The following is a 20,430-nucleotide window of genomic DNA, read 5'->3' as shown; positions in this document are numbered from 1 at the left end:
ACCTCTAATAAGAGGTGGCTTTTAGTGCTAATTAAATTTATATTATTCCTTTAGCAGTCTTCCTGAGTAAGTTTCATCACCAATTTGGAATTTAATAATATAAAGACCTGCAGAGAGTTCCTCCAGATCCAACATAGACTTTGTTTGTCTTTCAGATTTTTCATACTTTTTTGAAAGTAGTACTGATTTGCCTTGAAGGTCACTAACTGTCACCTGAATTATACCAATGTGGTCATTGATCATTTCCAAGTAAACACCACTAGTAAATGGATTAGGGTAAACAACAATTCCGAGTTCATCCAACTCGTTTGTTCCAAGTACCTCTGAAACGTCTATGGAAAAAGACCTGACGAAAGTATTACCATCATCATCTTCAGTTTGAACACGAATAGTAAATGCTGACTGAGTAGTGAACTCAAATTCTTCTCTCGATCGTAATTCTTCAGATATGATAGAAAAACTTGAATTATCATCTGCTCCATCTCCTTCTACAAGGGAATAGTCATGCTGATCATCATCTTCATCATCTGTACTAAAAGTACCTATTGCTGTCCCTGCTGACTCATTTTCTAGTATTGTGTTATTCGAGAGTGTTAAACTACTAGGAGCTGCCAAACTAAAGATCGATACTAACTGAGAGTCATTCGCGCTATTCAAATCACCCGCTAATGTTACAGAAACACTAATATCATAACTTCCGATAGAAGTGAAATCAACTTGTTCGGAAAATGTATGAGTATGATTTTCACCTGTGAATAAAGATACATCTATGGTTTCTGATACAATTTCATTGTCTCCTACCATCAAAGTAAGATCATAGGAACTTACTGTTGTACCGCCATTATTAGTAACAGTAGCTTTAACATCTGATATTTCGCTAAAAACTTGACTGACTGGCTCATCAATATTCTTAACACTCATATCGAGTTCAGGAATAATAGTGGAACTATAGATCCCATTTCCATGAGTTCCTACTACTGTAAGACCATCCGTCCTATTTACAATATGATTAATAACTACGTTTCCAATATTGGAAGCTCCTTCTTGAACCCATACTGTGTTAATTCCGTCAAGGACTCTGGTTGAATATAAGCCAGTACTTGTTCCAACAATGTATTCATATCCATTTCCAGCTATACGAGTTGCTCTTACAGAAGGACCACTCCCAGAGCCATCACTATTTTCTTCTAGGTTCCCACTTATGTTATCCCATGAAACGCCACCGTCGTTTGAGTAAAAAATACTTTGCACTCCGTAGTTAGAGAACACAACAATTAGCTCATCAGCATCGAACTGATTGACCCCTACACTTGAAACGTATGCTCCGCTGGGGAAAATATCAGAAGTTACGTCTGTAATCACTGGGCTTGTTTCTGCTGGGTTTTCGATTTTGTAGACCTCTCCTCTATCGGTACCAACATAGACCATATCTGATGTAGTAGTACCTATTTCAGACACGTCACCTTGGTTATTCGGTAAAGAAATAGACTTCCATCCAGCACTTCTTGTTCCTGTAGTAACCTGAGTATTTACAAATAGATCGGAATCTCCTCCTAAATAAAATATGTCATCGTTATTTGGATCCAGATAAAATGGAGTCACAAATACTCCAGTGTAACCAGAAGAAGGATCTATCTGAGTGAAACTATCGAAAATCAAATCGTCCGCATCAGAGTATTCCAACCTAAACGTTCTTGCAAACTGTGTAGAAATGTATCTCACAGTTCCATCGCTATTGATTGCATTGTAAGTTCCATCTCCACCAAAAACATTCACTAAATTATCATCCCAGCTTGTACTTTCAGAAGTAGAGTTTGTAAGCCAGTTTCCATTATCTTGAAATCCTGCGATTATTTGATCTCCTGGCCCAACAGAAACTGCATAAATTTGCGATGTAAAGTATCCATTATTCAAAGGATTCCAGTCCACTGTTTCACCCACACCATTTGGTGTTGTATCTGTTATGTCATTAGTTATTTGAACACCTCCATCGTTTCCACTGATGGCCTTATTACCGGATAAAAACTGAAAAGAATGTTGGTCCGGATGTTGATTCGTATAGCTACTAATGTTATTAGCTGTAGAGTATCCTCCAATCCAACCGGTCGTATTGATACTCGTTGCAAATCCATCTGTTGATCTGTAAAGATTTGTGCCTCCAATAATCACGAAATTAGGATCGTCGGGTTTTACGGTAACAAGCATATCGTAACCGCCTTGACTTGTGTAATCCCCAACATCACCCCCAAAAGGCGAGCCTGAAGGTATATTAGCAGACCTATCAGACCAAGTAGCCGTTCCTCCCGTATTATTGTCATACATCCAAAGTGTATGATTAGACCCGTCCATAGCAATAACATAAAGTGTATCCTGAGCAGATGGGGCAAGCCCCAATTCAATTCGATCTCCATTTGCAAGACCGCTAGCAAAGTTTGAATCAGTAATATTATCCCAATTTGCTCCTCCATCTGTAGACCTATAGACTCCATCACCCTCCAAGGATGCGTAAAGAATGCCATCAGTAGTCACTACCACATCCGACCATCCTCTATTTGGATTATCCAGTACCTCTGCAAATTCAGTATCGCCTTCTGGCAATCGAAATATTCCATAAAAAGTAGCTGCAAATACATCTCCATTCGTTGGGTTCACAACAATCTCATTGACCACCTCAAATCCATCAAATGTAATAGATTCAGGATTTCCATCTACTGTACTTGGCAAAACATTCCAAGTCAATCCGTTATCTATAGACTTGTATATCCCGTCACCTAAATAGAATGCTCCTGATGCGCTTGCTGAATTACCACTAATTTCACCCGTACCATAGTACCATGTATTTGTTTGACCTGCGCGAGGATCCTGAGCTATACAACTAACACTTTGGATTTCAGAAGCACTTAAAACTTTAACCCAAGTACTTCCAGCATCATCGGACCTCCACATTCCGCCTGAGATACCACCCGCTAAAATAACATCTTCGTTTAAGACATCTACTGCTAATGCACGTGTTCGACCACCAACATTGAATGGTCCTCTTCTATTCCAAATAGTTGTTTCATCTAAAGAACTTATCCTTGAATTACTCGCTAATCTTTCAGCAAACTTCAGCTCCCTATATCTAATATTATTAGGTATCAATCCAGTTGATGGATTAATCAATTTTTGGTTCTCAAACTCCAATCTTAAATGAGGATTATCCCTTACTTTAAAATTTTGTCCATAAAGTTGAACACTAACTATTAGAACTAGTAGGACCAGTAAACTCTTTCTCATACTTATTATTTTAAAATTTTCATTAAGACGAAAGTCTTAGGTTCATTTAAATTTTCTGATAGCTGGTACTGAGCAGAACAATAAAACTCATCTAAGGTGATTTTTTCTTCACTTAATAATACAATCTCACTTTCCGATCTTAATCGATCTTTAAATCCAAATCCAGCTTTCAGTTGGCGAATAACTTTCACATTGTTTTTCCAAGTTTTCCCAGAAAACTCAGCCTCTACAAACCTTAATTGTAATACAACTTCATCAGGATTAGGAATATATGTATCGTAGGAAGGATATTGATTCTGAACAGTAGGGTACTGGTTGGGAACATCAGAAATTGATGATTTAGCTTGATTATTCTTACAGGAAAAAAACGTTGTAAGAAGTAATAACAACATTAAAACTCTCATACTTTAAATTTCTTGTAAAATAAAAAAAGGGATTGAGCTCTTAGCTCAATCCCTTTTATTTTCGACGACTATTAAGACTATTTCTTATCTTCTTCGTCTTCGTTACTTTTTTCTTCCGAATCTGATGGAGTGTCTTCAGCTTTCGCATCTACTTCTTCAATTGTTGCTTCTTCAACAACTTCCTCAGCAACCGCTTCTTCTACTTTTGGTGCATCCACCACTTCTTCTGCAACTATCACTTCTTCCACGTCTGCTTTAGTAGGCGTTTCTGCTTTTGCTTTGCTACTTCCACCTCTTCTAGATCTCCTTGTCTTAGCTTTTCCTGCGGCCTCATCTCCTAACAATAACTCATTGAAATCAACAAGCTCCATCATGCACATCTCCGCATTATCGCCAAGTCTAGCTCCAGTCTTGATTATTCTAGTATAACCACCAGGTCGGCTAGCTATTTTTCCAGCAACAGTGTTGAAAAGTTCTGTTACAGATTCTTTATCTTGAAGATAAGAAAATACAACTCTTCTGGAGTTAGTATCATCTGTTTTTGATTTGGTCAGAAGTGGCTCAATATACTTTCTAAGCGCTTTCGCCTTAGCTACAGTTGTATTAATCCTCTTATGAATGATAAGAGAAGAAGCCATATTTGAAAGCATAGCACTTCTATGTGCTGTCTTTCTACCAAGGTGATTAAATTTCTTGCCGTGTCTCATTATTCTTCTTCCAGTTTGTATTTACCAAGGTCCATACCAAAGGTGAGACCTTTATCAGAAACTAACTGCTCAAGTTCAGCAAGAGACTTCTTACCAAAATTTCTAAACTTCATCATGTCAGAAATCTCAAGAGATACTAAATCTCCAAGTGTTCTTACATCAGCAGCTTTTAGACAATTGTAAGCTCTAACTGAAAGATCAAGATCATTCAGATTAGTCTTCAACATTTTTCTCATGTGAAGTAACTCTTCATCTACTTGCTCTGGCTCGCCTGCTTCTTGAGTCTCAAGAATCATGTTTTGATCAGAGAATAACATGAAATGTTGTATCAAAATATTTGCAGCACCTTTCAAAGCATTCTCCGGGTGAATTGAACCGTCCGTCTCAATATCAAGCGTTAATTGCTCATAATCAGTCTTTTGTTCAACTCTCGTATTTTCAACGCTGTATTTTACATTCTTAATAGGAGTAAAGATTGAATCAATAGCGATAAATCCGAAATTCTGGTCAGCAGGCTTGTTATCATCTGCTCCTACGTAACCTCTACCCTTTTCTACAGTAAGCTCGATTTCGAACTTCGCTGATTCGTCAAGGTGACAAATTACGTGATCAGGATTCAGAATTTCGAAAGATGTGGTTGCTTTAGCAAGATCTCCCGCTGTTAGCTTCTTCATGTTTGAAACACTTACAGTGATGCTTCCGTCAGGAGCTCCTTCTTCAATTTTCTTGAATCTTACCATTTTAAGGTTAAGAATCATTTCACTCACATCTTCTACAACACCTTCGACAGTGGAGAATTCGTGCAAAACGCCTGGTATTTTTACACCAGTTATTGCATAACCCTCTAAAGAAGAAAGAAGAATTCTTCTTAAAGCATTACCAACAGTAACACCGTATCCTTTTTCAAGGGGTTTGAAAGTAAAGAGGCCATGGAAATCGTCTGCTTTTTCCATTACCACTTTTTCCGGCATTTGAAATGCTAGGATAGACATATATCTTATTTTTTGAGTGTTTACTTAGAGTACAATTCAACAATTAGCTGTTCCTTAATATTTTCAGGAATCTCTTCTCGACTCGGAGAGTTTAAAAACTTTCCGTTCATATTAGAGGAATCCCATTCCAACCAAGAGTAGCTACGTGCATTCGATGCAAGGCTATCTGTAATAGCTTCAAGAGATTTTGACTTCTCTCTTACACCAATGATGTCATTATTTTTTAATGTATATGAAGGAACGTTTACTACGCTACCATTCACAGTAATATGCTTATGAGACACTAGCTGTCTGGCAGCTCTCCTTGTAGGAGCGATACCAAGACGGAATACAGTGTTATCCAATCTAGCTTCTAAAAGCTGCAATAAAATTTCCCCTGTGATCCCACTCTTTCTAGACGCTTTGTCAAAAACATTAGCAAACTGACGCTCCAACACTCCATAAGTGTATTTAGCTTTTTGCTTTTCAGCTAGCTGGATTGCATATTCAGACTGCTTCTTTCTACGTCCACGACCGTGTTGTCCCGGTGGATACGCCTTCTTTTGTAAAGCTTTGCTAGCTCCGAAGATTGGCTCTCCAAATCGTCTTGAAATTTTAGTCTTAGGCCCAGTATATCTTGCCATTATCTATTACTGTTTTTAATATCTTAAACTCTTCTTCTTTTCGGTGGTCGACATCCATTGTGAGGTAGTGGAGTTACATCTTTAATCATTGTAACTTCTATTCCCACATTCTGGATAGTCCGGATAGCTGATTCTCTTCCTGAACCAGGACCTTTCACGAACACCTCTACTTTTCTTAGACCAAGATCATATGCTTTTTGAGCACATTCTTGAGCCGCAACCTGTGCAGCATATGGCGTATTCTTTTTAGATCCACGAAAACCCATTTTACCAGCTGATGCCCAGCTTATAACCTGACCCGTTCCGTTTGTCATCGAGATGATGATATTATTGAATGATGCTTTAATGTGGGCTTGACCCAAAGCGTCAATAGCAACAACTCTCTTTTTAGCTTTATCTTTTCTCTTTTGTGCCATCTATCTATTACTTAGTAGCTTTCTTCTTGTTCGCAACCGTTTTTCTCTTACCTTTTCGAGTACGCGCATTATTCTTAGTATGCTGACCTCTTACTGGCAATCCTTTTCTGTGGCGAAGACCTCTATAGCATCCAATATCCAATAGTCGCTTAATACTCATCTGAACTTCCCCTTTGAGAACTCCTTCTACTTTGAAATTCTCACGGATGATAGTCCTTACTTTACCACCTTCTTCATCTGTCCAGTCTTGTACTTTTTTGCTTAGATCAACACCAGCCTCAGTTAATATCTTCTGAGCTGAAGTTTTACCAATACCAAAAATGTAAGTCAAGGATATCTCACCTCGCTTGTTATCGGGAATATCTACTCCTGCAACTCTTGCCATAATTATCCTTGTCTTTGTTTAAACTTTGGATTCTTTTTATTGATCACATAAAGCTTCCCTTTTCTCCTGATCACTTTGCAATCAGCGCTTCGCTTTTTTACGGATGCTCTTACTTTCATTTTTTTCTATTTTATCAGCCTCTGCTGTTATTTATAGCGATAAACTATTCTTCCTTTAGTTAAGTCATAAGGTGACATTTCTAATTTCACCTTATCTCCAGGCAAAATTTTGATGTAATGCATTCTCATCTTTCCTGAGATATGCGCTATCACTTCATGACCATTCTCTAACTCTACTCTAAACATTGCGTTTGACAATGCTTCCACAATTGTTCCGTCTTGCTCTATGGATGCTTGCTTTGCCATTATGCTGCTTGAGTTCTTCCTTTAACTCTACCTGATTTCATCATTCCCTCATAATGCCTCATGAGCAAGTAGCTCTCAATCTGCTGAAGTGTATCAAGAATTACACCTACCATGATCAATAGTGATGTTCCTCCATAAAACTGAGCAAAGCCCTGATTTACGCCAGCAATCATTGCGAAAGCTGGAAGAATTGCAATGATCGCTAGGAAAATTGCTCCTGGTAAAGTGATTCTAGACAAAATATTATCCAAATAATCTGCGGTTTGCTTACCAGGTTTAACTCCCGGAACAAATCCACCGTTTCTTTTCATATCATCAGCAATCTGATTAGGATTGATTGTAATGGCCGTGTAGAAAAATGTGAATATGATAATCATAATCGCAAATGTCAGATTGTACTGCCAAGATGTGAAATCCGAAAATGTAGTACCTATATAGTTTGCAAAATCACTTTCTTCTCTCCATAACCCTGCTAGCATTGCTGGCAAGAACATGATAGATTGAGCGAAAATTATTGGCATTACACCTGAAGCGTTTACTTTAAGTGGAATGTACTGTCGTTGACCACCATATACTTTATTACCAACAACTTGTTTTGCATACTGGACGGGGACTCTTCGAACCGCTTGAACTAAAGCGACCGTCACTAATACAACAAAGAACAGAGCTACTAATTCAAGAATAAACAATAGCATTTCACTCATCCCTCTCGTTACAGCCTCTGCAACAAGACTACCTGGGAATCTAGCGATAATACCAATCATTATTAACATTGATATACCATTACCAATACCCTTATCTGTGATTTTTTCTCCCAACCACATACAGAATATTGTTCCTGATGTGATAATAATGACTGAAGTAAACTTGAAGAAAAACGTATTATTGATAATTGCATCTGGTTCAATGGCTGCAGACACATAACTAAAACCTTGAGCAAAGCAGATTGCGATAGTCAAAACTCTGGTTAATTGATTAATCTTTTTTCTCCCGCTATCACCTTCTTTCTGGAGTTTTTGAAAATAAGGTACAGCTACTGTCATCAATTGAAGAACAATTGATGCCGAGATGTATGGCATAATGCCTAAGGCAAAAACTGATACGTTACTAAATGCTCCTCCTAGGAATGTATCTAGCAATCCAAAGATACCTGATGCCTCTCCAGTCAACTTAGATGGATCCACTCCTGGTAATACCACGAAAGAACCAAGTCTAAAAATCACCAAAAACCCAATCGTATTAAGGATTCTGGTTCTTAGCTCCTCAATGGAAAAAATATTTCGTATGGTATCTATGAATTTCTTCATTATTCAACTACGGTAATAGATCCACCAGCTTTCTCAATAGCTTCTTGAGCTGTTTTCGAGAATTTATGTGCTGAAACCTTTAGTGCTGTCTTTAATTCTCCTCTGCCTAATACTTTCACAATGTCCTTCTTCTGAGCAAGTCCATTTTCCTTGAGAATTTCAGGTGTAATTTCTTTTAGCTTCTTCGTTTCACTTAGTTTCTGAAGGTCATCCAAGTTAATTGCTTTAGAAACAATTTTGTTATTGTTTTTGAAGCCAAACTTTGGAATTCTTCTTTGCAAAGGCATCTGACCTCCTTCAAAACCAGTTTTTCTAGAGTAACCTGCTCTGGACTGAGCACCATTGTGCCCTTTAGTGGATGTACCGCCTCGACCAGACCCCTGTCCTCTACCAATTCTCTTTCTATTCTTTGTTGAGCCTTCTGCAGGCTTTAATGATTCAAGTCTCATGATTACAACTCTTTAACTTCTACGAGGTGATTAACAGTCTTGATCATCCCGTTTATGGCAGGAGTCAATTCTTTTTCAACTGACCTATTGAGTTTACCAAGGCCGAGAGCAACAATTGTACGTTTCTGATTCTCAGGACGCTTAATTGTACTTTTCTTCTGTGTAATTAATACTTTTCCCATTGTCTTAGCCGTTGAAAACTTTATCTAAAGACACACCTCTTTGCTGGGCAACAGCAAACGGATCTCTCATTTTATTAAGCGCATCAAAAGTTGCCTTCACCACATTATGCGGATTTGAAGAACCTTTTGACTTAGCAAGCACATCGTGAACTCCAGCACTCTCCAAAACAGCACGCATTGCACCACCAGCTATTACTCCAGTACCAGGTGCAGCCGGTTTTAAAAGAACAAGTCCTCCGCCAAACTTACCAAGAGCTTCATGTGGTACAGTACCCTTGAAAACAGGCACTTTCACCAAGTTCTTTTTCGCGTCATCAATACCTTTGGTAATAGCATCAGTAACTTCATTTGCTTTACCTAGGCCATATCCTACGACACCATTTCCATCTCCTACTACCACGATTGCAGAGAAGCTGAATCTACGTCCACCTTTCACAACCTTGGCCACTCTCTTGATAGCAACTACTTTCTCCTGAAGGTCGATTTCACTTGCTTTAATAGATCTTATATTGCTTTGCGACATAATTTTCTTCTTAGAATTTTAAACCTCCTTCACGAGCTCCTTCGGCCAAAGACTTAACTCTTCCATGGTAAGGATATCCACCTCTGTCAAAAATCACTGTTTCAATACCTGCTCCCTTGGCATTTTCAGCCAATTTTTTGCCAACTTCTTTAGCGATCTCAACATTTAGATTGCCTTTACCCAGCTCTTTTGTTGATGCAGAAGCAAGAGTTTTCCCACTAACATCATCAATCAACTGAGCATAAATGCCTTTGTTACTCTTGAACACAGACACCCTAGGTCTATCCGCAGTACCAGAAATTTTCCTTCTGATACCCAGTCTAAGTCTTTTTCTTCTTGCTGTTTTAGTAATTGCCATGATATATTATTTAGCAGCAGTTTTACCAGCTTTTCTTCTAATTTGTTCACCCACAAATCGGATACCTTTTCCTTTGTAAGGCTCAACTTTTCTGAATGATTTGATTTTAGCTGAGATTTGACCAACTAACTGTTTATCGATCCCTTCTACAATAACTTTAGGGTTTTTACCTTTTTCAGTTTCTGCAGTAACTTTAATTTCTTCTGGAACAGCGAAATAGATACTATGAGAATAACCAAGGTTAAGCTCAAGTACGTTGTTTTGAACGGCAGCTTTATAACCTACCCCAACCAACTCCATCTCTTTCTTGTACCCATTACTCACTCCCTCGACCATGTTATTTAACAATGAGCGATAAAGTCCATGAAGTGATTTATGCCTTTTTTGCTCAGTAGGGCGTTCTACCGTCACCACTCCGTCATCTACCTTGCAGGTAATATCCGGATCAACCTGCTGAGTAAGTTCACCTTTAGGTCCTTTTATACTCACCGTATTATTATCAACAGCAAATGAAACTCCTTCGGGTAAATTAATTGGTGCTTTTCCTATCCTTGACATCTCAAATCAATTAATAAACGTAACATAAAACTTCACCACCTATATTCTCTCTTCTTGCCTCCTTATCAGAAATAACTCCTTTTGAAGTAGACATAATTGCAATACCAAGGCCATTAAGTACTCTTGGTAACGTTTCCGCTCCTGCATACTTTCTCAAACCTGGAGTACTTATTCTTTCCAATTTGGTAATCGCGGACTGTTTAGTTTGAGGATTGTACTTCAAAGCAATCTTTATGATTCCTTGCTTACTATCATCTTCGAACTTATAATTTCTTATATAGCCCTTACTGTGCAACACTTTAGTGATCTCCTTCTTTAAATTAGAAGCAGGCACCTCTACTACACGGTGATTCGCACCTATTGCGTTACGAATTCTTGTTAAATAATCTGCTATCGGGTCTGTTACCATTTCTTAAACACACTTATCCCCCTTGAAAAAGGGGGTGCAAAAATAATAATTAATATTCTTAAACGAAAGGAAGATTTAAACTACCAGCTAGCTTTTGTTACTCCTGGTATTTTTCCATCGGATGCCATCTCTCTGAAAGTCACCCTTGAAATTCCAAATCTTCGCATATAGCCCTTAGGCCTACCTGTAAGTTTACATCTATTATGTAGCCTTACTTTGGACGAGTTTCTTGGAAGTTTGTCTAATGCTTCATAGTCGCCAGCTGCTTTTAAAGCAGCACGCTTATCAGCATATCTTGCAACAAGCTTTTCCCTTTTTCTTTCTCTCGCTTTTACTGCTTCTCTAGCCATAATATTCTTAGTTCTTCTTTGAAGTAAACGGCATTCCAAGCGATCTTAATAATTCAAGACTCTCTTCATCAGTTTGTGCAGTTGTCACAAACGTGATATCCATACCAGTAATTTTGTTTACTTTATCGATACTGATTTCAGGAAAGATTATTTGTTCCTGCACACCTAATGTGTAGTTTCCTCTTCCATCAAATCCTTTCTCCTTAATTCCTTTGAAATCTCTTACTCGCGGTAATGCAACAGTTACCAATCGATCAAGAAATTCATACATCTTATCACCTCTAAGGGTAACCTTTGCCCCAATCGGCATACCTTCTCTCAACTTAAAGTTAGAGACTGATTTCTTTGCAATTGTAGGTATCGCCTTTTGTCCAGTGATTTCTGTCAACTCTTCTACACCTGTATCTACTAGCTTCTTGTCAGAAACAGCAGCTCCAATTCCTTTATTAATAGCAATCTTCGACAGTTTAGGCACCTGCATTACAGAGCTATACTGAAACTTATCCTTCAGCTGAGGGACAATCTCTTTCTTATACTTTTCTTTTAATCTTGGATTAGCCATTGTTCGTGATGTATTCTCCTGACTTCTTTGAAAATCTTTGCAGTTTATCTCCAGTATTAACCTTTCGCCCAATTCGAGTTGGTTCTCCACTTGATGGATCTACAACCATTAGGTTACTAAGGTGTATTGAGGCTTCAGTTTGCTGAATTCCCCCTTCTGGATTTGTTGCAGACGGCTTAACATGCTTTGTAACCATGTTTGCTCCTTCTACTACAGCTCTGTACTTTACTCGATTAACTTCAAGTACTTTACCAGTTTTACCTTTATCGTTACCAGCTATGATCTTTACTGTGTCACCTTTGATAACGTGAAATTTAATTTTACTCATCTTAAAGTACTTCAGGTGCTAATGATACAATCTTCATGAATTGCTTCTCTCTCAATTCTCTCGCTACAGGACCGAAAATCCTTGTTCCTCTAGGTTCATCGTTAGCTGTAAGAAGAACTGCTGCGTTATCTTCAAATCGAATATAACTTCCGTCTTTTCTTCGCACTTCCTTTTTAGTCCGCACGACAACCGCTCTTGAAACAGTTCCTTTCTTTAAGCTACTTGATGAAAGTGAGTGCTTTACAGTCACAATGATTTTGTCACCAACAGAAGCATATCGCTTCTTAGTACCCCCTAGCACACGGATAACTAGCACTTCCTTAGCACCGCTATTGTCCGCAACCGATAATCTTGACTCCTGTTGTACCATTATTTCGCTCTTTCAATAATTTCAACCAATCTCCATCTTTTGTTTTTACTCATTGGACGAGTTTCCATCACTTTCACGGTATCACCGATATTGCAATCATCCTTCTCATCGTGAGCTGTGAGCTTAGTGGTTTTTCTCACAAATTTCCCGTAAATCGGATGCTTTACTTTCCTTTCTACAGCGATTGTGATGCTTTTCTGCATTTTATTGCTCACCACTTGTCCGATTCTTTCTTTTCTTAAATTTCTTTCCATCACTGAAAATTATTTGCTTGCTTCAGCAACTTGATTTAATTCTTTGGCCTTAATTTCTGTCTGAATCCTTGCAACCAACTTTCTATTCTCACGAATTTTCATTGGATTCTCGATAGGAGTAATACTATGTGCAAATTTCAATTTGCTATAGCTTTCTTTCTCTACTGCAAGCTTGTTTTTCAGCTCTTCCAGACTCAATCCTCTTAATTCAGAATTTTTCATTACTCTGGCTTATAATCTTTTGCTAATGTGAATTTTGTAGAGATTGGCAATTTTTGTGCGGCCAATCTTAAAGCCTCCTTCGCCAATTCGATATCTACTCCAGCAGCTTCAAAAAGAACGGTACCTGGTTTAACAGTAGCTACCCAGTATTCTGGAGCTCCCTTACCCTTACCCATCCTTACTTCTGCAGGCTTTTTAGTTACCGGCTTGTCTGGAAATATCCGAATCCACACTTGTCCTTCCCTCTTCATTGCTCTTGTCATAGCAATCCTTGCAGCTTCTATCTGACGGCTAGTGATCCATCCTGGCTCCATGGCCTTGATACCAAAGGTTCCGAATGCCAGTCTATGCCCACGTTGAGCAAGACCCTTCACTCGGCCTTTTTGCATTTTTCTAAATTTCGTTCGTTTTGGCTGTAACATGATGCTTTACAAAACTTTACTTTCTTCTTCTATTTTCTCTTCTCCTTCTGTTAGGAGCTCCGCCTGGCGCATTGTTATTTCCACCAGTACCTGACTGACCTACGTTAGGTGAAAGATCTCTCTTACCGAAAACTTCTCCCTTAAAGATCCATACTTTAATACCAATCTTTCCGTAAATCGTATGAGCCTCTGTTATCGCATAATCGATATCAGCTCTCAACGTATGCAATGGAATTCTTCCTTCTTTGTACTGTTCGCTTCTAGCCATCTCAGCACCACCCAATCTTCCAGAACATTTGATTTTAATACCTTGAGCTCCTACTCTCATAGAGGAAGCTATTGATTGCTTCATTGCTCTACGAAAAGAAATTCTAGCCTGAAGTTGCTGTGCAATAGACTCTCCTACCAGCTTAGCATCTAATTCAGGTCTTTTAATTTCAAATATATTGATCTGAAGATCTTTACCAGTTAAGTTTTTCAACTCTTCTTTGATCTTATCTACTTCAGATCCTCCTTTTCCAATTACAACTCCTGGACGGGCTGTGTGAACAGTTAGTGTAATTCTTTTTAGTGTTCGTTCTATTACAACTTTCGAAATACCTCCTTTTGGCATACGTGCTGTGATGTATTTACGAATTTTGTTGTCCTCAACAAGTTTATCTGCATAGGACTTGCTATCGAACCAGGCAGAGTCCCACCCTTTGATAACTCCTAATCTAAATCCAACTGGGTTTACTTTTTGTCCCATTATTTGTTGCTTTCTTTAGTTTCGTTAGTATCCTGACTGTGATTATCAATTACAATAGTCACATGATTTGATCTCTTTCTAATTCTGTGAGCTCTTCCTTGTGGTGCTGGTCTCAATCTCTTGAGCATCCGAGCGCTATCAACATAAATCTCTTTAACAAACAAATTCGCCTCTTCAATACTGATATCTTCGTTCGCCATTTGCCAGTCTGCTATTGCGGTTAGAAGAAGTTTTTCCAAAGTACCAGAAGCATGATGAGCATCGAATCGAAGGATATTAAGAGCAATATTTGCTCTTTCACCGCGAATCATATCTGCTACTAATCTCATCTTCCTTGGTGAAGTTGGAATATTTCTTAGTGAAGATTTTACAGCACCAAGTTTACCCTTGTTCTCCTCACGGAATTTCTTATCAGCTTCTTTCTGAAGTCTGATCTTGACTGATTTCTTTAATTTCTTTTCAGCTTCCATAGGTACCCTTATCTTTTACCTTTATCCTTTTTAGCAATATGACCTCTAAAGTTTCTAGTTGGTGCAAATTCGCCAAGTTTATGTCCTACCATATTTTCAGTTACGAAAACAGGGATAAATTTATTTCCGTTGTGCACTGCGAAAGTGTGACCCACGAAATCCGGGGATATCATTGATCTTCTTGACCATGTTTTGATCACTGACTTCTTACCTGAGTCATTCATCGCATCGACTTTTTTCTCAAGTCGGAAGTCTATATAAGGTCCTTTCTTTAATGATCTTGACATTATTTCCTTCGTTTAACTATCTGCTTGTCAGAATATTTATTTGGTCGACGGGTTTTCAGTCCCTTAGTATATTGACCATTTCTTGATCGAGGGTGACCTCCAGAAGATCTACCTTCACCACCACCCATTGGGTGATCGACAGGGTTCATAGCCACACCTCTTACTCTTGGTCTTCTCCCTAGCCATCTATTTCTACCTGCCTTACCGAGTCTCACACTCATGTGATCAGAGTTTGATACTGTTCCTATTGTCGCAAGACATGTAATAAGCACCATTCTCATTTCTCCTGAAGGAAGTTTTACGGTTGCATATTTTCCTTCCCTTGCAACAACCTGAACATACGTTCCAGCACTTCTTGCCATAACACCACCTTTCCCCGGCTTCAATTCAATGTTATGAACAATCGTACCTAGTGGGATCTCTGCTAGAAAAAGTGCGTTACCCACTTCTGGGGCTATACCTTTTCCCGAATTCAATACAGTCCCAACTTCAAGTCCTGCAGGAGCGATAATGTATCTTTTTTCTCCATCTGTATAGTAAAGCAATGCTATTCTTGCAGATCTGTTTGGATCATACTCAATTGCTTTCACTGTTGCAGGAATTCCGTGCTTATCTCTTTTGAAGTCGATCAATCTAAGCTTTCGCTTATGACCACCTCCAACATTTCGCACAGTCATTCTACCTTGATTATTTCTACCTCCGTTTCGTTTAGATGTAGTCACCAATGATCTCTCAGGAGACGACTTAGTGATATCATCAAAGACAGGAGCCTTTCTGAATCTCTGTCCTGGGGTAGTTGGTTTAAGTTTTCTTACAGCCATCTCTATATATTATATTCCGCTATAAAAATCAATTATATCTCCCTCTGCCACCTGCACTATTGCTTTTTTGTAAGCTGGAGTTCTACCTTCAATAACTCTTGACTTGGTGTATCTTCTTTTCGATCCACCAGGCTGAACCATCGTATTAACAGATTCAACTGTAACACCGTAGGTCTTTTCTACCTCGATCTTAATTTGAACCTTGTTTGCATTCTTGCTAACCACGAAACCGTACTTACCATGCTCATTAAGAGCAGAAACTTTTTCCGTAACTAGTGGCTTTATTAAAACTCCCATCTTAGTTAAATCTTTCTTTTAGTTGCTCTAGTGCTCCTTCACACAAGATCAGACGCTCAGCGTTGATCAAATCGTACGTATTCAATTCGTCAACAGTTGAAACATTCGCTTTCTTAATATTTCTGGAAGACAAGAAAACATTTTGGTTTTTGTCGCTTACCAGAAATAGAGCCTTCTTATCGCTTACTGAAAGACTCTTAAGAAGACTGATAAATTCTTTTGTCTTAGGAGCTTCAAAAGTAAAGTCCTCAAGAACCTGTATTGCTTTCTCTTTAGCTCTAGATGAGAGCACAGACTTACGAGCTAATTTCTTAACCTTCTTGTTAAGTTTAAAACCATAGTCTCTTGGTTGAGGGCCGAAAAAAGTACCTCCACCTCTCATCACACCAGACTTCACACTACCGGCTCTGGCAGTACCCGTTCCCTTTTGCTTTTTGATTTTCCGAGTCGATGCAGTAATCTCTCCTTTATCTTTTGTCTTAGCGGTGCCTTGTCGCTGGTTTGCTAAGTAACTCTTCACGTCAAGGTAAACGGCATGTTCGTTTGGCTCTATGCCAAATATGCTTTTGTCCAGGTTGATTTCTCTTCCTGTCTCTTCACCTTTAATATTTAATACAGCTACCTTCATGATTACTTCTCAAGTATTACGTATGAATTCTTAGCTCCTGGAATTGATCCTGATATTAAAACCAGGTTTTTCTCAGGATACACTTTCAAAACTCTTAGGTTTAAAACCTTTACTCTATCTCCACCTGTTCTTCCAGCCATCTTCATGCCTTTAAAAACTCTAGATGGAAATGATGCAGCACCAATAGAACCCGGAGCTCTTAGTCTGTTATGCTGACCGTGAGTTGCCTGACCAACTCCACCAAAACCGTGTCTTTTCACAACTCCTTGAAATCCCTTTCCTTTAGATGTACCTACAGCGTCAACGAAATCCATTTCATTGAATACATCTTCAATTTTAATTTCGTTACCCAACTTCACTTTATCGTCGAATTCAGATCTAAAATCCCTGAATTCCACAATCTTAGATTTAGGAGTAGTCTTTGCTTTCGAAAAATGTCCCTGAAGTGCCTTAGGTGTATTTTTTTCTTTTCTCTCACCGTAAGCCAACTGCACAGCTTTGTATCCGTCTGTCTCTTCGTTCTTAACTTGAGTCACGACGCAAGGACCTGCTTCGATAAGGGTACAAGCGATGCTTTTACCATTCTCATCAAAGACATTTGTCATTCCTACTTTCCTTCCTATTAAACCAGGCATTTTCTACTCGTTTATATCTTATAATTACCCTCTCAGGCAAACTTTTTGTGAAAAGGTTTGCAAAGATAGCAAATCCATTCCCCGATCAAAAAATTTGATCGCTTATTTTTTAGACAAAAAAAGAACCAATCGATGAAGACCAATTGGTTCTCTTTCCCCGATGCAAAATCAGGCTACACTTTAATCTCTACATCTACTCCACTTGGAAGCTCTAGCTTCATAAGTGCGTCAACAGTTTTCGCGCTGTTGCTGTAGATATCAACCAGTCTTTTGTACGTACAAAGCTGGAATTGTTCTCTTGCTTTCTTATTCACGTGAGGTGACTTAAGTACAGTAAACTTCTCCTTTACTGTTGGAAGTGGGATTGGACCACTCACAACCGCTCCAGTAGTTTTTACTGCTCGAACAATTTTTTCAGAAGACTTATCTACCAGATTGTGGTCGTAAGACTTCAGTTTTATTCTAATTTTTTGATTCATGTCAATAATCTTTAAACAGCTGCAGTTCCTTTTGCTTCAGCAATTACTTTTTCTGCAATATTTTTAGGAACAGCATCGTAGTGAGCAAATGTTAAAGAAGCAGTAGCTCTACCCGAACTAATAGTTCTCAAATCAGTCACATATCCGAATAATTCAGACAAAGGAACATCCGCCTTAATTACACCTGAATTTCCTCTTGTGTCCATTCCTTTCATCATACCTCTTCGCTTGTTCAAATCACCAGTGATTGATCCAGTATACTCATCAGGAGTAACTACCTCAACCGCCATAATTGGCTCAAGAATAACAGGTTTACATTGAGAAGCAGCAGTTTTAAAACCGACTCTAGCTGCCAATTCGAACGACAGTGAATCTGAATCGACATCATGGAAAGAACCATGATACAATCTTACCTTCATTGTATCGATTGGATATCCAGCCAATGGTCCGTTCATCATTGCTTGCTCGAATCCTTTTTGAACTGATGGAATGAATTCTTTTGGAATCACACCACCAACAATACTATTAACAAACTGCAATCCCTCTTTTTCATAATCTTCATCTTTTGGTCCGATTTCAAAAACGATATCAGCAAATTTACCTCTACCTCCTGATTGCTTCTTATATACTTCTTTGTGCTCTATCGTAGTAGTGATCGCTTCTTTGTATGCTACCTGAGGAGCGCCTTGATTGATCTCTACTTTGAACTCTCTTTTCAATCGATCGATGATGATATCCAAGTGAAGTTCACCCATTCCCTTAAGAATAGTTTGTCCTGTTTCATGATTTGTCTCTACTTGAAGAGTAGGGTCTTCTTCAATCAACTTACCAAGCCCAATTCCTAGCTTATCAGCATCCTCTTGAGTTTTTGGCTCAATTGCATACCCAATTACTGGATCTGGGAAATCCATGGACTCTAATACAATTTTGTTTTTTTCATCACAAAGCGTATCACCTGTTTTAATGTCCTTAAAACCTACAACAGCTCCAATATCACCAGTATTAAGTTTATCAATTTGATTTTGCTTATTTGCGTGCATCTGGAATATTCTAGAAATACGCTCTTTCTTATTTGTTCTTGTATTGAATACATAAGAACCTGACTCTAACTCTCCTGAGTATGATCTCACGAAACAAAGTCTACCTACGAATGGATCCGTTGCGATCTTGAAAGCAAGTGCTGAGAAAGGCTCATCAGCAGATGGTTTTCTTTCTACTTCTTCATCTGTATCAGGATTAGTTCCTACAATACTATCTCTATCCATCGGAGATGGGAGTAACTCCATCACGTAATCCAATAGTGTTTGAACTCCTTTGTTTTTGAAGGCTGAACCACAAAGCATTGGAACGAAAGCCAAATCAACTGTAGCTGCTCTAAGTGCTGCAACAATTTCATCCCTTGTAATGCTATCAGGGTCTTCAAAGTATTTCTCCATCAACACCTCATCGTACTCAGCAACTGACTCAACAAGGTAATCTCTGTATTCTTTCACCTCATCCATCATGTCAGCAGGAATTTCCACTTCTTCGAAGCTCATTCCCATGTCATCCTCATTCCAAACAATTGCCTTGTTTTCTACAAGATCAACTACTCCTTTGAATGTGTCTTCTGCTCCGATAGGTAATTGAAGAGGCACTGCTTTAGTACCCAACATTTCTTTCACTTGTTTGCAAACTTTCAAAAAGTCTGCACCAGAACGATCCATTTTATTAACGAATCCAATTCTAGCTACTTTGTAGTTATCAGCAAGTCTCCAGTTAGTTTCCGATTGAGGCTCTACACCATCTACGGCACTAAACAAGAATACCAACCCATCCAATACACGCAATGATCTATTTACCTCAACGGTGAAATCAACGTGACCAGGTGTATCAATAATATTGATATGATAATCCTTCTCTTTGTATTTCCAGAATACAGTAGTTGCAGCAGAAGTAATAGTAATACCTCTTTCCTGCTCCTGCTCCATCCAATCCATTGTAGCACCACCATCATGAACTTCACCTATCTTATGGTTCACACCGGCATAGTAAAGAATGCGCTCTGTTGTAGTGGTTTTTCCAGCATCGATGTGTGCTGCGATACCAATATTTCTTGTGTACTTTAAATCTCTTGACATCTTGATTAGAATCTGAAGTGTGAGAATGCTTTGTTTGCGTCAGCCATTCTGTGCATATCGTCTTTCTTCTTCACAGAAGCTCCTTCACCTTTTGACGCGGCGATAATTTCTGCAGCTAAACGATCCTGCATAGTCTTTTCTCCTCTTAGTCGAGCGTATTTAATCATCCACTTGATTCCAAGAGCAATTTTTCTATCAGGTCGTACCTCGATTGGCACTTGGAAGTTGGCACCTCCTACTCGTCTTGCTTTAACCTCAACAGATGGCATGATGTTACTCAATGCTGTCTTCCAAGTTTCGAGACCATTTTCACTTGTTTTTTCTTCTACTTGATTGATTGCGTTGTAGAATATTTTGTAAGAGACACTTTTCTTACCACTTAACATTAAGTTGTTAACGAATTTGGTAACAAGGGTATCCTGATAAATAGGATCAGGAAGGATGTATCTCTTTTTTGGTTTTGCTTTTCTCATTTCTCCTGAA

32 protein-coding genes and 1 pseudogene are annotated in these 20,430 nt (G+C 38.6%); all 33 read right to left on the bottom strand.

Annotated features, from left to right (window positions below; all coding sequences use genetic code 11):
* Positions 1 to 42: 42 nt before the first annotated feature.
* Complete coding sequence (locus tag ABJQ32_20425; protein MEP5292030.1) at positions 43 to 3,276, bottom strand: T9SS type A sorting domain-containing protein; 3,234 nt, start codon at positions 3,274 to 3,276, stop codon at positions 43 to 45.
* A gap of 5 nt (positions 3,277 to 3,281) precedes the next feature.
* Positions 3,282 to 3,680, bottom strand: a complete 399-nt coding sequence (locus ABJQ32_20420) for a hypothetical protein (GenBank protein MEP5292029.1) — start codon at positions 3,678 to 3,680, stop codon at positions 3,282 to 3,284.
* Positions 3,681 to 4,036: 356 nt separating this feature from the next.
* Positions 4,037 to 4,387, bottom strand: a pseudogene (gene rplQ, locus ABJQ32_20415) (50S ribosomal protein L17).
* Positions 4,387 to 5,379, bottom strand: a complete 993-nt coding sequence (locus ABJQ32_20410; GenBank protein MEP5292028.1) for a DNA-directed RNA polymerase subunit alpha — start codon at positions 5,377 to 5,379, stop codon at positions 4,387 to 4,389. Before ABJQ32_20410 ends, rplQ begins: the two are co-directional and overlap by 1 nt.
* Positions 5,380 to 5,399: 20 nt before the next feature.
* Entirely contained in the window at positions 5,400 to 6,002 is a 603-nt protein-coding gene (gene rpsD / locus ABJQ32_20405; GenBank protein MEP5292027.1) for a 30S ribosomal protein S4, read from the bottom strand.
* 23 nt (positions 6,003 to 6,025) lie between these two features.
* On the bottom strand, positions 6,026 to 6,418 hold the full coding sequence (gene rpsK / locus ABJQ32_20400) for a 30S ribosomal protein S11 (protein MEP5292026.1): 393 nt from the start codon (positions 6,416 to 6,418) through the stop codon (positions 6,026 to 6,028).
* Positions 6,419 to 6,425: 7 nt separating this feature from the next.
* The gene (gene rpsM, locus ABJQ32_20395; GenBank protein MEP5292025.1) at positions 6,426 to 6,803 is read right to left on the bottom strand and encodes a 30S ribosomal protein S13; all 378 of its coding nucleotides are present in this window, start codon (positions 6,801 to 6,803) and stop codon (positions 6,426 to 6,428) included.
* A gap of 2 nt (positions 6,804 to 6,805) precedes the next feature.
* Positions 6,806 to 6,922: a type B 50S ribosomal protein L36 gene (gene ykgO / locus ABJQ32_20390; GenBank protein MEP5292024.1), complete on the bottom strand. Its 117-nt coding sequence runs from the start codon at positions 6,920 to 6,922 to the stop codon at positions 6,806 to 6,808.
* 27 nt (positions 6,923 to 6,949) lie between these two features.
* Positions 6,950 to 7,168: a translation initiation factor IF-1 gene (gene infA, locus ABJQ32_20385; GenBank protein ID MEP5292023.1), complete on the bottom strand. Its 219-nt coding sequence runs from the start codon at positions 7,166 to 7,168 to the stop codon at positions 6,950 to 6,952.
* Positions 7,168 to 8,475 carry a preprotein translocase subunit SecY gene (gene secY / locus ABJQ32_20380; GenBank protein ID MEP5292022.1) on the bottom strand — a complete coding sequence of 436 codons (1,308 nt, stop codon included), beginning with the start codon at positions 8,473 to 8,475 and terminating at the stop codon, positions 7,168 to 7,170. The genes infA and secY overlap by 1 nt, the downstream gene beginning before the upstream one ends.
* A complete protein-coding gene (rplO, locus tag ABJQ32_20375; protein ID MEP5292021.1) occupies positions 8,475 to 8,924 on the bottom strand; it encodes a 50S ribosomal protein L15 in 450 nt (149 codons plus the stop codon). Before rplO ends, secY begins: the two co-directional genes overlap by 1 nt.
* A 2-nt stretch (positions 8,925 to 8,926) precedes the next feature.
* Positions 8,927 to 9,106: a 50S ribosomal protein L30 gene (gene rpmD, locus ABJQ32_20370; GenBank protein MEP5292020.1), complete on the bottom strand. Its 180-nt coding sequence runs from the start codon at positions 9,104 to 9,106 to the stop codon at positions 8,927 to 8,929.
* A gap of 4 nt (positions 9,107 to 9,110) precedes the next feature.
* A complete protein-coding gene (gene rpsE, locus ABJQ32_20365; protein ID MEP5292019.1) occupies positions 9,111 to 9,629 on the bottom strand; it encodes a 30S ribosomal protein S5 in 519 nt (172 codons plus the stop codon).
* Between the two features lie 10 nt (positions 9,630 to 9,639).
* Positions 9,640 to 9,987 (bottom strand): 50S ribosomal protein L18, encoded by a 348-nt coding sequence (gene rplR / locus ABJQ32_20360; protein ID MEP5292018.1) that lies wholly within the window; start codon positions 9,985 to 9,987, stop codon positions 9,640 to 9,642.
* 6 nt (positions 9,988 to 9,993) lie between these two features.
* Positions 9,994 to 10,545: a 50S ribosomal protein L6 gene (gene rplF / locus ABJQ32_20355; protein ID MEP5292017.1), complete on the bottom strand. Its 552-nt coding sequence runs from the start codon at positions 10,543 to 10,545 to the stop codon at positions 9,994 to 9,996.
* Between the two features lie 10 nt (positions 10,546 to 10,555).
* Positions 10,556 to 10,954, bottom strand: a complete 399-nt coding sequence (gene rpsH / locus ABJQ32_20350) for a 30S ribosomal protein S8 (GenBank protein ID MEP5292016.1) — start codon at positions 10,952 to 10,954, stop codon at positions 10,556 to 10,558.
* Between the two features lie 80 nt (positions 10,955 to 11,034).
* Positions 11,035 to 11,304 (bottom strand): 30S ribosomal protein S14, encoded by a 270-nt coding sequence (rpsN, locus tag ABJQ32_20345; protein ID MEP5292015.1) that lies wholly within the window; start codon positions 11,302 to 11,304, stop codon positions 11,035 to 11,037.
* A gap of 7 nt (positions 11,305 to 11,311) precedes the next feature.
* Positions 11,312 to 11,866, bottom strand: coding sequence for a 50S ribosomal protein L5 (gene rplE, locus ABJQ32_20340; GenBank protein ID MEP5292014.1), 555 nt, complete (start codon positions 11,864 to 11,866; stop codon positions 11,312 to 11,314).
* A complete protein-coding gene (gene rplX / locus ABJQ32_20335; GenBank protein ID MEP5292013.1) occupies positions 11,859 to 12,185 on the bottom strand; it encodes a 50S ribosomal protein L24 in 327 nt (108 codons plus the stop codon). The genes rplE and rplX overlap by 8 nt, the downstream gene beginning before the upstream one ends.
* A gap of 10 nt (positions 12,186 to 12,195) precedes the next feature.
* Positions 12,196 to 12,564 (bottom strand): 50S ribosomal protein L14, encoded by a 369-nt coding sequence (gene rplN, locus ABJQ32_20330; GenBank protein ID MEP5292012.1) that lies wholly within the window; start codon positions 12,562 to 12,564, stop codon positions 12,196 to 12,198.
* The gene (gene rpsQ, locus ABJQ32_20325) at positions 12,564 to 12,821 is read right to left on the bottom strand and encodes a 30S ribosomal protein S17 (GenBank protein MEP5292011.1); all 258 of its coding nucleotides are present in this window, start codon (positions 12,819 to 12,821) and stop codon (positions 12,564 to 12,566) included. The genes rplN and rpsQ overlap by 1 nt, the downstream gene beginning before the upstream one ends.
* Before the next feature lie 6 nt (positions 12,822 to 12,827).
* Entirely contained in the window at positions 12,828 to 13,040 is a 213-nt protein-coding gene (rpmC, locus tag ABJQ32_20320; GenBank protein ID MEP5292010.1) for a 50S ribosomal protein L29, read from the bottom strand.
* On the bottom strand, positions 13,040 to 13,462 hold the full coding sequence (gene rplP / locus ABJQ32_20315; protein MEP5292009.1) for a 50S ribosomal protein L16: 423 nt from the start codon (positions 13,460 to 13,462) through the stop codon (positions 13,040 to 13,042). The genes rpmC and rplP overlap by 1 nt, the downstream gene beginning before the upstream one ends.
* Before the next feature lie 16 nt (positions 13,463 to 13,478).
* Positions 13,479 to 14,210 carry a 30S ribosomal protein S3 gene (rpsC, locus tag ABJQ32_20310; GenBank protein ID MEP5292008.1) on the bottom strand — a complete coding sequence of 244 codons (732 nt, stop codon included), beginning with the start codon at positions 14,208 to 14,210 and terminating at the stop codon, positions 13,479 to 13,481.
* Positions 14,210 to 14,680, bottom strand: a complete 471-nt coding sequence (gene rplV, locus ABJQ32_20305; GenBank protein ID MEP5292007.1) for a 50S ribosomal protein L22 — start codon at positions 14,678 to 14,680, stop codon at positions 14,210 to 14,212. Before rplV ends, rpsC begins: the two co-directional genes overlap by 1 nt.
* Before the next feature lie 8 nt (positions 14,681 to 14,688).
* Positions 14,689 to 14,967 carry a 30S ribosomal protein S19 gene (gene rpsS, locus ABJQ32_20300; GenBank protein ID MEP5292006.1) on the bottom strand — a complete coding sequence of 93 codons (279 nt, stop codon included), beginning with the start codon at positions 14,965 to 14,967 and terminating at the stop codon, positions 14,689 to 14,691.
* Positions 14,967 to 15,788: a 50S ribosomal protein L2 gene (rplB, locus tag ABJQ32_20295; protein ID MEP5292005.1), complete on the bottom strand. Its 822-nt coding sequence runs from the start codon at positions 15,786 to 15,788 to the stop codon at positions 14,967 to 14,969. The genes rpsS and rplB overlap by 1 nt, the downstream gene beginning before the upstream one ends.
* 9 nt (positions 15,789 to 15,797) lie before the next feature.
* Complete coding sequence (rplW, locus tag ABJQ32_20290; GenBank protein ID MEP5292004.1) at positions 15,798 to 16,085, bottom strand: 50S ribosomal protein L23; 288 nt, start codon at positions 16,083 to 16,085, stop codon at positions 15,798 to 15,800.
* Position 16,086: 1 nt separating this feature from the next.
* Complete coding sequence (gene rplD / locus ABJQ32_20285; GenBank protein MEP5292003.1) at positions 16,087 to 16,713, bottom strand: 50S ribosomal protein L4; 627 nt, start codon at positions 16,711 to 16,713, stop codon at positions 16,087 to 16,089.
* Between the two features lie 2 nt (positions 16,714 to 16,715).
* Complete coding sequence (gene rplC / locus ABJQ32_20280) at positions 16,716 to 17,348, bottom strand: 50S ribosomal protein L3 (GenBank protein ID MEP5292002.1); 633 nt, start codon at positions 17,346 to 17,348, stop codon at positions 16,716 to 16,718.
* Positions 17,349 to 17,521: 173 nt separating this feature from the next.
* Positions 17,522 to 17,827 carry a 30S ribosomal protein S10 gene (gene rpsJ, locus ABJQ32_20275; protein MEP5292001.1) on the bottom strand — a complete coding sequence of 102 codons (306 nt, stop codon included), beginning with the start codon at positions 17,825 to 17,827 and terminating at the stop codon, positions 17,522 to 17,524.
* Positions 17,828 to 17,838: 11 nt separating this feature from the next.
* Positions 17,839 to 19,947: an elongation factor G gene (fusA, locus tag ABJQ32_20270; GenBank protein MEP5292000.1), complete on the bottom strand. Its 2,109-nt coding sequence runs from the start codon at positions 19,945 to 19,947 to the stop codon at positions 17,839 to 17,841.
* Positions 19,948 to 19,952: 5 nt separating this feature from the next.
* Positions 19,953 to 20,420 carry a 30S ribosomal protein S7 gene (rpsG, locus tag ABJQ32_20265; protein ID MEP5291999.1) on the bottom strand — a complete coding sequence of 156 codons (468 nt, stop codon included), beginning with the start codon at positions 20,418 to 20,420 and terminating at the stop codon, positions 19,953 to 19,955.
* Positions 20,421 to 20,430: the final 10 nt, after the last annotated feature.

Origin of the sequence: Marinobacter alexandrii (assembly GCA_039984955.1) — a bacterium.
Lineage (GTDB): Bacteria > Bacteroidota > Bacteroidia > Cytophagales > Cyclobacteriaceae > Ekhidna.
Note: the sequence above shows the minus strand (reverse complement) of the source record. Positions and strands in the feature narration are given on the sequence as shown.